This is a genomic window from Paranoxybacillus vitaminiphilus, assembly GCF_003259935.1.
Taxonomy (GTDB): domain Bacteria; phylum Bacillota; class Bacilli; order Bacillales; family Anoxybacillaceae; genus Paranoxybacillus; species Paranoxybacillus vitaminiphilus.
Map to the genome: position 1 here is coordinate 180,008 of NZ_QLMH01000002.1, position 12,722 is coordinate 192,729.

A 12,722-nucleotide genomic window follows, 5' to 3' on the forward strand; every position below is an offset into this window, starting at 1 on the left:
CAATCCCCCTTTTACTTCATTCGTTCTGCTAATCCGCACCAAACGCGGTCTACCCGATCGCACATCTTTACTAATTCCTGATAACACCAGCCTGTCACATCGCGCCAATTCCGTTCCTCTTCATTGATTGGAACAATTCCTTGACCAATTTCGCAGCCGATCCATATCACTCTCCTTTCCGCTTCTTCATTTTCCCAGTGCTGCCATAAGCGAAAAGCCTCTCGCCATTCATTGCGGCATGACATGACGCCTGTATGAAGCGTTCGGCGAATGAACATTTCCAATCCTTCAAAAACAATAACGGACCGCGTCATTTTATGATGAGGCAAGAAAAATTCCGTTTCATAGCCATTGCACCAAATATGCCCTTGACCGTCATTTAATTGATAATATTCTTTAACCCATTTTCGTTTTCCTTGAAAGGCACCACCGACAATAAAATGCATCTTTTGCGCTCCCTCCACCGCTCCAATGTACTATATAGTGTAAAGCCACAGCCAAATGGAACGTGCCAATCCCAAAATGAACGTTCAACGGGGGCATACCGTTCAAGAATATAGCGAATCGGTCCGCCGTGTGTGACGACCGCAATGTGCCGGACGTGAAAAGTAGAAAATAGCTCCATCACTTTCCACAAGCCTTTCTCCACTCTCGCTTGAAACTGCAAAAAGCTTTCACCATTCGGCGGCGCAATACCAAATGGCTGCGTTAACCATTGTTGGTACTCCGGCAGCATTTTTAATTCATCATACGTTTTCCCTTCCCAATCTCCAAAATGAATTTCACGCCATTCATTCATTACGAAGAGTGGAGAAGATGTACTTGGAAAAAGAAGTTCATATGTCTGCTGACAGCGTTTTAAATCGCTTGTAACAAATAAATCCGCTTTTGGATATGAAAGTGCAGCCAGCTCTTTTAACTGTTTCATACCGCCCTTTGACAACGGCACATCCAGCGAGCCAATGTATTGTTTTTGTTCATTTTCCTTCGTTAAACCGTGCCGAAGCAGCGTAATAGCCATATCGTAAACCACAGCCATGTCTCAACACCTTCCACAAACGCGCCAAGCGTATCTCCGGTGATGCCGCCAAACTGTTTTTTATAAAACGATTGCGACCAAATCAAACAAATAAACGCACTAACAACTAATAGACTTATAGAAAATAGTTGATCGATATCGAAAACTATCAAACAAAAGGGAATAACAAGCAAAACGGCAGCAATGATCCATCCATCTACAGTGTTAACATGTTCACGAAACGCAGCCGCCATCCCGTTTGGCTTTGCCAACCGCCCTTGAATTAACAAGAGAGACATAAAGCTGCGCGATAAAAATGGAATTAGTAAGAGAAAAGTAAGTTCCATACCGCTCATTATCGTTTCATATATAAACAAAAAGCGAAAGGATAGAAGAAAAATAACGGAAATGACCGCGAACGCACCAACGCGCGAATCGCTCATAATTTCCTGTCTCCGCTTTTGGTCACGGTAAGAAAAAAAGGCGTCACTGCAATCCATCCAACCGTCTAAATGTAGGCCGCCGGAAAAAAGAACCGGGAAAAACAGGAGCCAAAGCGAAAGAAAAAGTGCAGAGACAGAAGTATAATGAGCAAACAGCCAATATTGAGCGGCCAGTAATCCACCGAGCAATCCGCCGACAAGCGGAAAAAAGCGCACGGACCAACGCGCACTATGCTTATTCCATTGTACCGTTTTGCGAATCGGAAGCGTCGTTAACAGCTGCAACGATAAAAGCAGTCCACCAATGATATTGTTCATTCCTTTGTCCCCTCTTTCTTTAGGAACGGTACACCGTTTTGCACAAGAATCGCTTTGTCCGCCAAAGCGACAATTTGTTGATGCAGCCAGCCTAACATTTTCATAAAGTGGTATGTACCGACATCTTCGGGAACCCCGTTATAAAATACTTCATTGGAAACAACCACAAGTGCTTTACTGTTTTTTCCTAATATTCGAATCGCTTCATATATACTCTTTGCCTTTTTCAAGCACGAATCTTCCTGATGCCAAAACTCATCCGCAAATAATTCATTTGCCAGCAGGTTCGTTAAACAGTCTAATAAAATTACGTCATTCTTGCCGAAGCGATTGACAATCGTATGCAGCTTTTCAGGCTGCTCCCACGTCTTCCACGAAAGAGGATGAAGGCTTCGTTCGTGTTGATGACGAATGATTCGTCGTTTCATTTCTTCATCCGTTATTTTCGCAGTAGCGATATAGTGTGCTTCATCATTTTCCGAAACGATTTGTTGCACACATTGTTCCGCCATATGCGTTTTTCCGCTTCTGACACCCCCGCTAATAAAAACAATCATTGCTTCCACCTTACTAAAAAATGTAATAAACGCTCATTCTCGTCTTTTGTTCGCACCGCTAAGCGCAAATACTTTCCCTCAAGCCCATAGAAATTATACGTATGCCTCGGAACGAAACCAGCTTTGAGCATATCGTGCATAAGCTGTTCGGTTTGCTGCCCTGGCTTTCGAAGCAAGTAAAAATTCACGACAGACGGAGACACATAATAGCCGGCATTTTGCAGTATTTTCGTGACCCTTTCCCGCTCCTCGGCGATTTTCTGTTTTGTTTTCTCGACAAAGGAAGTCATTTGTAATAAACGCAAGCTGAATTGCTGCGCCACCCGATTGACACTCCATGGCGGCTGTATCGCTTTTAGTTGCTGAATAATATGTTCATCAGCAACCACATAACCGACGCGTACTCCCGCCAAATGATACATTTTCGTTAAAGAACGCAGCACAATCACATGCGGAAACTGCTGCAGCCATTGAACGGCCGAAAATCCATCGAGCCAAAAATGATAAAACGCCTCATCAATAATCACATACGTGCCGGCATTTTCCGCTATTTGGAGCACATGATATAATTCTTCTTGCGATAGCGCCGTTCCTGTCGGATTATTCGGCTGACATAAAAATAAAATATCAATATCTTTTAAATCATTTTCAATTTCATGAAGATCACATTTCCAACCGCACTCTTCTGTTGTATAAATCGCACTCACCTTGCAGCCGTTAGCGATACAGGCTGCGCGATATTCAGAAAAGGTCGGCTCGATCATTCCCGCTCTTTTCCCGGAAAATAATTGGGCAAGCAGGTAAATACATTGCGAAGCACCGTTGCCGATTAAAATTTGCTCTTTGCTAACCTTCTCTATTTTAGCTAAATGATTCGTTAGTTCAGACGAATCCGGGTCAGGATATTCCAGCATCCATTGGTAAAACTCCTCTTGTGAAGGAATTTGCTCCAGTTGCAGCTGATATGGATTTGTGTTGACACTAAAATCAACCGAGCGTTCAGGCTGTTCAAGGCGAAGGCTTTTGTATAAAAGATGCGGATTAGCTCCATGTGACGGCAAATTCAATCAATATCCCCCCTAAACAAAGCAGCACAATAAAGGCCACCACCGTACGAACCATGACGTTTACAGCATCACAAATATGTTCTTTTCGCAAATTCACAAGCGGCTCACCAAGCTTTGGCCGTACAGATACAACACCTTTATATGTATTGACTCCGCCAAGCTGCACACCTAAAAGGGCCGCCATTGCCGCTTCCCCCCAGCCGCTGTTGGGGCTTGGATGTTTTTTTGCATCGCGAAAAAGAAGTTTTAGACATTGCTTTAAAGAAAAAGGGCTCAGCTTCACATTGGCAAATATTATCATAAACGCGGTGATTCGTGCAGGTAAAAAGTTTAATAGATCGTCAAAACGCGCCGAAGCCCAGCCGAAATCGATATATGTTTCATTTTTATAACCGAGCATGGCATCACATGTGTTCACTGCCCGATAAACAAACGCAAACGTTCCGCCGCCAATGAGAGCGAAAAAAAGCGGAGCAGTAATGCCGTCGCTTATATTTTCGGCAACGGTTTCCACACAGCCGCGCACCACTTCTCCTTCGTCTAATTGTTCCGTATCCCTGCCGACAATCATGCTTAACTGCTTTCTGGCGCTGACTAAATCGCCTTGCTTAAGCGGGATATACACTTCATAGGCAGCATCTTTTAAACTTTTTGTTGCAATCGTTGTAAAGATGACAATGCTTTCTACGATAATCCCCAATACCGTTGAAAGCTGATAGCTCATATGAATGAAGGTAAAACTAACCGCATAAGCAACAAGACAGACGATGAATAGCGTCAATATCCCGTTTAATTTTCGATACTCTCCATCATTGAAGCGGCGATCCAAATAGGAAATAAGCATTCCCATTCCCCGGACAGGATGGGGCAGCCAGCGCGGATCACCGATAAAGTAATCAAGAATGACGGCGATGATGATCGCCAGCAGATGTTCCATCATTGATATTCCCTTCTTCGCTCCCTATATTTTTGAAGCGCCTGTCTTGTTGCTTCATACACAGAACGCCCAATGGCTTTCCCAATTGGCGTAATCGTTCCGGCATATTCAAAATAATGACCTTTTTGCGTGGCGGCAATGGCAATGCTGTCAGTTGATGTCCCTGTCGCCGGTGTAGCCGTTTCCGGATCGATGATTTGTTCATCAAATAACGCTTTCACTTTCGCTTCCGTTGCCGTCATCATTGCCTGGGCATAGGCGGCATCTGTTAAATGACCGTCGATAAAAATCATCATGTTAATCGTTCCCGGCCCTTGCGTGAGCATTTCCCGCTCCCACGCCTTGGAAATATCAACGGCGTTTCCTACTCCCGCCGTTACGACGGTAAACAAAGAGAAGCACTCCGTTTTCATATGTACATAAGCAGCATCTTCCAAACGAACGGCCGTCATCATGCCAATCGTACGGTGAATATCAAAGTCATGCATGCGCAAATATTGTTTCATTTCTTCACAAGCATCATCACAGCGATAATCTTTCGGAACATGACGGTTCACAAAGCGGGTCGCCCATTGAAACCCTGCTCCGACAAGTGCGGAAGAAAACACTTTAAACGGGTGCATCGTTTTGATGGCAATCATTTCATCATTGGCTGTCACTGTGACTTTATCGCGAATATCCCCGCAATGCTCTCCAAAAGCTTCTATATTCGGGAGAAACGTAATAAGCGGCTTCGGAACAACAGGATGTTCTTGCCGTTTCACTGAAGTTTGGAACACTTTCTGCAAGATTCGTTCATCAACAAGATGGCGCGGCTTATTGACTCCAATCATTTCTCCATTATGAAGTAAAAGGATGCGATCACAATATAAGCTGGCAAGATTAATATCATGAAAAATCGCAATCACCGTCAACTTTTTTTCTTTTGTCCACCTTTTTAATGCATTAAGCAAATTCATCTGATGGGCAATATCCATATGGTTGGTCGGTTCGTCCAATAGCAGCACTTCCGGCTCTTGTACAAGTGCTCTTGCCAAATACGTCCGCTGCCGTTCGCCGCCGCTTAAACTATCAACGTATTTATCACGTTTTTCCCATAAATCTACCTGCCTCAGCGCTTCCGTTACCGCTTTCTCATCTTCCTCCGTCCATTTCGGAAACAATGATGATTGGTAAGCATAGCGCCCAAGCTCAGCCGTTTCTTTTACCGTATAACCGAAAGACATCTCGACCGTTTGCGGCAACACGGCAACAAGACGCGCAAACTCTTTTTGATTATAAAAGGAAAGTGCTTTTCCATTGAGTGAAATCGTTCCAGCTTGCGGTGATAATTCTCTGCTTAATAATTTCAGCAAAGTTGTTTTTCCGCTTCCATTCGGCCCTAGAATCCCAAATAATTCTCCTTTATGAACAGAAAATGTAAGATCTTTTAGCACAACCTCACTGCCGTAACTATATGAGACATTCTCTAACCGCAACATGCTCATCCCGCCTTTCTTTTCATCCTTTTAAAATAAAGAAATGCGAAAATTGGCGCGCCAATCAATGATGTAATCACGCCAATCGGCAATTCACGCGGAGAAATAATCGTTCTCGCGAGCAAATCAGCTAATACAAGAAAGGCCCCGCCATACAAAAACGATAACGGCAATAGGCGGCGATGATTCGCCCCGCATATGATTCTAGTAATATGGGGAACAACTAAACCAACAAAGCCGATAGTTCCTGACACGGCAACAGCCGCTCCGGTAAGCAATGAGGCTCCTGTCAAAATCATCAGTTTTCGTTTCGCGACATCTACTCCAATATTCGCTGCTGCTGACTCACCAAAAGCAAACGCGTTTAATTCACGGCTATTCATGAAAAGAAGCAATGAGCCCATCACCAAAAATGGAAACATCATCATAATATAATCCCAGCCACGCATGGAGACGCTTCCCAACAGCCACGAAATAATTTGCCGCAGCTCTTCCCCAGTTAAGGCGATCATTAGGGAAATGAGAGAGCTGAAAAACGCGCTGAAAATAATTCCCGTTAAAATAATGGTTTCAATGGACATCTTTTTTTCCACTGCTCTTGCAAAGGCAAGAACGAGAAATAATGTACAAAGCCCCGTGATAATACTTACCGTCGGCAATGTAAACTCGCCGATAAGCGGTAGCTGAATTCCAAAAAATAATACAAACACCGCACCGACGGAAGCACCTGAAGATACTCCTAACGTATATGGATCAGCAAGCACATTTTTCAGCAATCCTTGAAAAGCTGCGCCTGCGAGTGCTAATGACGCACCAACAAAGAACGCCAATATGACACGCGGCAGCCGAATCATCATCACCACTTGGACAAGATTTTGCGAAATGTCCCCACCCAGCGGCATTCCAAACCATGCATGAAGAAAAATGCGGATAATAGAAGAAAAGGGAATCGATAGAGCTCCTATCGATATCCCGAGCAAAATGGACAAGCAAGCGATCGCGATGGCAATCGCATAAAGGCTTGCTGTTGAATTACTTAAAGACTTCCGGATAAACGGCTTTTGCAAGTTCCTCTACTCCTTCAACAAGGCGCGGACCTGGACGATCCACCAAATCACTATGAATATCATATACACGTTTATTTTTCACGGCAGGTACATCTTTCCAGGCTGGACGCGCCATTACTTGTTCAGCCGCATTTTGTACGTAATAGCCATATGTTGTCACAATGACATCCGGATTTAAAGCGACTGCTTTTTCTTCTGTATACATCGGCCATCCTTCCTGATCTCCCGCTGCATTTTTCGCCGAAATCATTTCCAGCATGTCATGAATAAATGTTCCTTTACCGGCCGTATAAAGTTCTGGCACAGGCGATACTTCTACCCAAACAGTCACTTTTTCTTCTTCTTTAATCGCTTTTGCCTTTTCTTGAATATCAGCAAGCTTTGTTTTCATGTTTTTAATGATCTCTTCTGCTTTTTTCGCTGTTCCCGTTGCTTTTCCAATCAATTCAATCGATTTATATACATCTTCAAACTTTTTTGCATTTGGAACAACTAGTACTGTAATACCTGCATCTTTTAATTGCTGCCAACCCTCTTTTTGTTGATTTTCTCCTGAAGCATGAGCCAACACTAGATCAGGTTGCAAGGAGATAATCTTCTCGATATTAGGATTCATCAAGTCACCAATTTTTTCTTTATTTTTTACATCCTCTGGATAATTATCGAAATCTGAGACACCAACGATCTTCTCTCCTAATCCTAGCTCATAGGCAATTTCTGTATTGCTTGGGATTAACGAAACGATTTTTTTCGGCTCGGCTTCAATGGTCACTTTCTCTCCTAAACCGTCTGTCAGCGTCACCGGAAACGCTGCTTCTTCTGTTTTTGTTTCTTGCTTCGTATCTTGTTCCGTTTGCTTGTTACTCACGTTTTCGTTGCCGCATCCGACGACTAAGCCGAACGTCAACAAGAAAACAACGAGCAACAAATAGTGTTTCAACGGTTTCATTCTTCTTCTCTCCCTGATATTATATTTTTTGTATAGACAACAAAAAAACCCATTCCGGTTTTGGAATGAGTTGGAAACGGCAAAATATGCAAAAATACCCCTTATGCAGAAGTATTCTCCTACCGTTTCACTATCTCACTCCCCGAAGATAGGAAACACGCTAGGCAAAAAGGCAGGTCTACTGACTCATGCTTCATCCTACTCTGAACCTTCCCATGCGGGTAACAGCTGCTGCCATCGCACCGCACAGTGGTTACTTCATTTCGTCAGCATTTACAGTTGCGGGGACAGTTCTGGAATTTCACCAGATTCCCTATTAAGCCTACTAAAGCGCACTGGCTCGTTCGACACCTTTTTGACCATCGTATGCAATTGTATGAAATTGTCGAACAATTACAGTTATTATATTAAAGCAACTTATGAGGTTTGACAATAAGAAAATCATTTTGTTTTTCATCCGTTACATAAACAGCAACAGAATGATATGTTTCGGCTTCACGCCACCCTTTTATGAAATTTCCACTTCTCAAATAGAATAATAAAAACCGATAAACAATAACATATAGTTAGTTGTTTACCGGCTTCGTTCGCTCCAATGACTTCTGAAACAATTACTCTTCCTTCTGACGTTTTTATCGATTGTTTTAACATGTTCACCGAGAAGTCTCCCACCTCTAAACAACGTGTCGGTGGGAGAGGTTCATTTGTTTCCCATTCATATGGTGAAAATCAGAAGCAGTGCAATCTAACAAAAGTTTCATAAAGACTCCCATTTGGAATAAGCTAATTTCCCACGGCAAAACGTCATAACAACATCATATTCCTCATCAAGGACGACGAGATCGGCATCTTTCCCCTTTTGAATGCTTCCTTTTCGGTCAAGAAGCTGCAATTGTTTTGCTGGATTCCAAGCAGCCATGCGAATAACATCTTCAAGTGAGCATCCTGTGAAAGACATCATATTTTTCATGGCATCTTTTAGCTTTAAAACGCTTCCTGCCAGCGTTCCATCTTTCAATATGGCTCTTTCGCCATCAACAGTGACTTCTTGGTCGCCTAAATCATATGTTCCTGCACCGAGATATTTGGCGCGCATCGCGTCGGTAATTAAAACGATGCCGTCTGCCCCCTTGTTGCAGTAAGCAAAACGCACCATTTCCGGTCCTACGTGAATGCCATCTGCAATCATTTCACACTTTACTTCATCATGCATAAGCACCGCTCCGGCTACTCCCGGTTCGCGATGATGAATGCCGCGCATGCCGTTAAAAAGATGAGTAGCGTGAGTAATTCCGGCCGCGATTGCCGCAACGACTTCCTTATATGTTGCATCAGAGTGCCCTATGGAAGCAACAACGCCGCTGTCTCTTAAATATTGTGTTAATTCCAAACCGTTCTCTTGTTCCGGTGCCAACGTTACAAGCCGAATAGAACCAGCGGCGATCTCCTGCCACTTTTTAAAAAGTTCGATATCAGGAGCCATAATATGCCCCGGATGTTGCGCTCCGGCTCTTTCCGGTGAAATAAACGGCCCTTCAAGATGAACTCCGAGCAGTTCGGCTTCTCCAAAGCTGTTTTCATGTTGAATGTAATTGGCTGCATTTTTTAACGCTTTCTCAATGTCTTCCAGAGAAGTTGTCATCGTCGTTGCGAGAAAACTAGTTGTTCCTTCTTGCGGCAAGATTTTCGCCATCGTTTTTAGCGCTTGCAAAGTGGCATCCATTGTATCTGCTCCGGCAGCGCCGTGAATATGAAGGTCGATGAAACCAGGAACCAGTTTATAGCTTTCATCAAGTTCAACAATCTCCATATCATCATGTAATCGAGGCAGTGATTGAATAGAACCAATGTCTAAAATTTTGCCGTTTTCTATTAGCACGTAACCTTTATCAATCGTTTTATTTTCTAAGTAAACTGTGGCATTGGTAACAAGTATCCGCTTTGTTTTCATTATTTTTGCACCTTATAGAAATCTTTTTTGCAAATATCATAACATTATATAAACTACTACTAAAAAACCTCCACAATACAAAGAGACTGACCTTAAGCAAAGCGTCAGACCCCACAACCCAAAGTGATAAATGAATGATATATTGTGGATTATACGTGAGGTCAGACACCTATAGGTCAGCCCCGGGGCTGTTTTGTTTCAGATTTCTTGCATTGCCGCTCACTATCTCGTTTCTGCTTTTTTACCCGGCAAATAAAACGTAAACGTTGTTCCCTCATGCAGTTTACTATGCACGGAAATCGTTCCTTTATGAGCTTCGACAATGTTTTTCGCAATCGCAAGGCCAAGCCCTGTGCCTGAACGGCCGCGGGTTCTTGCTTTATCCGCTTTGTAAAAGCGTTCAAACACAAACGGCAAGTCTTCTTCCGGAATGCCGGAACCGGAATCTTGAACTTGAACTTGGATACCATCCCCGCTTCGTTCAGCCATGACATTGACGGATCCGCCCGCGTCTGTATGACGAATCGCATTATCAATTAAGTTCGTCAACACCTGTTCGATGCGATCAGGGTCTAACTGCACCATCATGTCTCGTTCTTTTATTTCACATGACAAATGAACATGTTTTTCTTTTGCCATCCCTTGAAACTTGCGAATAATCCGCTCGATATAAGGCCCAAGCTCGACCGTCTCATAATTTAGGGTAATATGCCCTGCTTCCATGCGCGCCAAATCTAATAAATCGTTCACAAGGCGGCCCATTCTTAGTGATTCATCATAAATCACTTTCGCCAATTCTTTTTTCTCTTCTTCAGAAGCAGCGATGTCATCAATGATCGCCTCGCTATATCCTTGAAGCATCGCAATCGGCGTGCGCAGCTCATGAGAAACATTGGCGATAAAATCTTTGCGCAATTTGTCCAAACGACGTTCTTCCGTCATATCGCGCAAAACAGCAACAGCACCGCGAATCACTGTTTTATTATAAAGCGGTGTCATTAAAATCACCCAGCTGCGCCCTTGGAGGGTGATCTCCGTCATTTGTTCCTTTTCTTCAGAAACAACGCGGGCAAATAAATCATTGACTTGCGGGGGCAGCTGTGCCATCTCGTTCGCCTGCCATCCTTGCTCGTAATACCAAGCTTGAAGAAATCGGTCTGCCGGAGGATTCGTAATTAAAATTTCTCCATTGCGGTTAAAGGTGATGACTCCATCAGCCATGCTGCTTAAAATGCTGGATAACTGCTCTTTTTCTTGGTTTAAGGCATTCATATTAAATTGCAGTTGGCGCCCCATTTGATTGAACGCCATGGCAAGCTCCCCGATTTCATCATGTGTTAAAATCGGCACTTTCGTATCAAACTTTCCGCGCGCCATTTCAAAAGCAGCCTGGCGCATTTTTCGAAGCGGGGCAGTAATTCTCGTTGACAAGAAAAACGCAAAAATCGTTGTTAAGATGATGGCGATAAACGCGGCCAGAAAAATAAATTTCGTTGTATGCCTTGTCGTATCTTCAACAATCTTAAGCGACTGATAAATAAAGACCGCACCATTCTTCCCGTTTTCCATCTTAAGCGGCACACCGACAATTAATAATTCGCTATAGCGGTCATTTCCTAATTGAATATTAGGCAAATACGTTTTTTTATGCACTTTTTTTCGTTCCGTAAATACTTTCGCTAAATCCGGATCTTTCTTAATAAATGTTAATGGGATATCGGCCAGCTTTTTATTATCTGGCGAATACCAATAATGCTCGTCATCGGCAATAATCACGGCTTTCGATATATCATCTACAAGCCGCCAGGCAATCGAGCGGCCGAGTTTCTGATCTTCATATTCCTCCATCACTGCCGCTACTTTTGTCGCTAATTGGGTCAACTTTTTTTCTTCTTCTTCCACATGGTAGTTCTCAAAAAACTTTAATAATAGAATAGTTAAAATAAACAAAACAAACGAAACAAGCAAAAGAATAGTAAACCAAAGTTTCCCAACAACACTGCGCCAAAACACAATCATTCGTTCACAACCTCAAACTTATAGCCTACTCCCCAAACCGTTACAATCATTTTCGCGGCAATTGGAGAAACTTTATTTAATTTTTCGCGCAGACGTTTAATATGCGTGTCGACTGTCCGCAAATCGCCAAAAAATTCATAATGCCAGACTTCCTTCAATAACTGTTCGCGGTCAAACACTTTGTCAGGGGATTTCGCTAAAAATAAAAGCAATTCATATTCTTTCGGCGTCAAGCTGACCTCTTTGCCATCCGCCATCACGCGGTGCGCATCATTATCGATCGTTAAGTGCGGAAAAACGAGCACATCCTTCGCTATTGTATTCGTCTGAATATATGTAGAATTAGCGGCACGGCGCAACAGCGCTTTGACGCGGAGCACTACTTCGCGCGGACTGAACGGTTTGACAATATAATCGTCCGTACCTGCTTCAAAGCCTTGCACGCGGTTTGCCTCTTCTCCTTTTGCCGTCAACATAATGATCGGTGTCGCTTTCTTTTCGCGAATTTCCTTGCATACGTCAATACCATCTTTGCCCGGGAGCATTAAATCGAGCAAAATTAAGTCATAATCGTTTTCGAGTGCCATCGTTAACGCGTCATCTCCGTTATCCGCTTCTTCAATGGCATATTCTTCCCGCTCCAAATACATTTTTAACAAACGGCGAATACGCTCTTCATCGTCGACGACTAAAATTTTAATTTGCTTATTCTCCATGATGAATATCCCTCCATTGTTTATTTTACAAAAGTGCGGACTTCCCTTCTATGGATTCTTCGACAAATATGGAAAAAGGGGCTGACCCACAAGCGTCTGACCTCACATGTATTTCACAATATATAGTCCATTTTATATTATGTCCTATATATTGTGTCATGGGATCTGACATTTTGCTTTGGGTCAGCCTCTTCCGTTATTA

The 12,722-nt window shown here is 43.2% G+C and carries 13 protein-coding genes and 1 riboswitch; all 13 genes read right to left on the reverse strand.

Annotation, left to right across the window (positions count from 1 at the left end):
- Nucleotides 1-11 precede the first annotated feature (11 nt).
- Nucleotides 12-446: a bifunctional adenosylcobinamide kinase/adenosylcobinamide-phosphate guanylyltransferase gene (locus B0I26_RS03400; protein ID WP_111644066.1), complete on the reverse strand. Its 435-nt coding sequence runs from the start codon at nucleotides 444-446 to the stop codon at nucleotides 12-14.
- Nucleotides 380-1,039 carry a histidine phosphatase family protein gene (locus B0I26_RS03405; protein WP_342767116.1) on the reverse strand — a complete coding sequence of 220 codons (660 nt, stop codon included), beginning with the start codon at nucleotides 1,037-1,039 and terminating at the stop codon, nucleotides 380-382. The genes B0I26_RS03400 and B0I26_RS03405 overlap by 67 nt, the downstream gene beginning before the upstream one ends.
- Nucleotides 991-1,779 carry an adenosylcobinamide-GDP ribazoletransferase gene (locus tag B0I26_RS03410; protein ID WP_111644067.1) on the reverse strand — a complete coding sequence of 263 codons (789 nt, stop codon included), beginning with the start codon at nucleotides 1,777-1,779 and terminating at the stop codon, nucleotides 991-993. The genes B0I26_RS03405 and B0I26_RS03410 overlap by 49 nt, the downstream gene beginning before the upstream one ends.
- Nucleotides 1,776-2,336 (reverse strand): bifunctional adenosylcobinamide kinase/adenosylcobinamide-phosphate guanylyltransferase, encoded by a 561-nt coding sequence (locus B0I26_RS03415; RefSeq protein ID WP_111644068.1) that lies wholly within the window; start codon nucleotides 2,334-2,336, stop codon nucleotides 1,776-1,778. Before B0I26_RS03415 ends, B0I26_RS03410 begins: the two co-directional genes overlap by 4 nt.
- Nucleotides 2,333-3,403: a threonine-phosphate decarboxylase CobD gene (gene cobD, locus B0I26_RS03420; RefSeq protein WP_111644069.1), complete on the reverse strand. Its 1,071-nt coding sequence runs from the start codon at nucleotides 3,401-3,403 to the stop codon at nucleotides 2,333-2,335. The genes B0I26_RS03415 and cobD overlap by 4 nt, the downstream gene beginning before the upstream one ends.
- On the reverse strand, nucleotides 3,378-4,340 hold the full coding sequence (gene cbiB, locus B0I26_RS03425) for an adenosylcobinamide-phosphate synthase CbiB (RefSeq protein WP_111644320.1): 963 nt from the start codon (nucleotides 4,338-4,340) through the stop codon (nucleotides 3,378-3,380). The genes cobD and cbiB overlap by 26 nt, the downstream gene beginning before the upstream one ends.
- On the reverse strand, nucleotides 4,340-5,827 hold the full coding sequence (locus B0I26_RS03430) for an adenosylcobinamide amidohydrolase (protein ID WP_111644070.1): 1,488 nt from the start codon (nucleotides 5,825-5,827) through the stop codon (nucleotides 4,340-4,342). The genes cbiB and B0I26_RS03430 overlap by 1 nt, the downstream gene beginning before the upstream one ends.
- Entirely contained in the window at nucleotides 5,824-6,885 is a 1,062-nt protein-coding gene (locus tag B0I26_RS03435) for a FecCD family ABC transporter permease (RefSeq protein ID WP_111644071.1), read from the reverse strand. The genes B0I26_RS03430 and B0I26_RS03435 overlap by 4 nt, the downstream gene beginning before the upstream one ends.
- Nucleotides 6,851-7,834, reverse strand: coding sequence for an ABC transporter substrate-binding protein (locus B0I26_RS03440; RefSeq protein WP_111644072.1), 984 nt, complete (start codon nucleotides 7,832-7,834; stop codon nucleotides 6,851-6,853). The genes B0I26_RS03435 and B0I26_RS03440 overlap by 35 nt, the downstream gene beginning before the upstream one ends.
- Nucleotides 7,835-7,988: 154 nt before the next feature.
- Nucleotides 7,989-8,204, reverse strand: a riboswitch (cobalamin riboswitch).
- A 125-nt stretch (nucleotides 8,205-8,329) separates the two neighbouring features.
- Complete coding sequence (locus B0I26_RS18180) at nucleotides 8,330-8,491, reverse strand: hypothetical protein (RefSeq protein WP_181502676.1); 162 nt, start codon at nucleotides 8,489-8,491, stop codon at nucleotides 8,330-8,332.
- 100 nt (nucleotides 8,492-8,591) lie between these two features.
- Nucleotides 8,592-9,785, reverse strand: a complete 1,194-nt coding sequence (gene nagA / locus B0I26_RS03445) for an N-acetylglucosamine-6-phosphate deacetylase (protein WP_111644073.1) — start codon at nucleotides 9,783-9,785, stop codon at nucleotides 8,592-8,594.
- Nucleotides 9,786-10,007: 222 nt separating this feature from the next.
- Complete coding sequence (locus B0I26_RS03450) at nucleotides 10,008-11,804, reverse strand: ATP-binding protein (RefSeq protein WP_111644074.1); 1,797 nt, start codon at nucleotides 11,802-11,804, stop codon at nucleotides 10,008-10,010.
- Entirely contained in the window at nucleotides 11,801-12,520 is a 720-nt protein-coding gene (locus tag B0I26_RS03455; RefSeq protein WP_111644075.1) for a response regulator, read from the reverse strand. The genes B0I26_RS03450 and B0I26_RS03455 overlap by 4 nt, the downstream gene beginning before the upstream one ends.
- Nucleotides 12,521-12,722 lie beyond the last annotated feature (202 nt).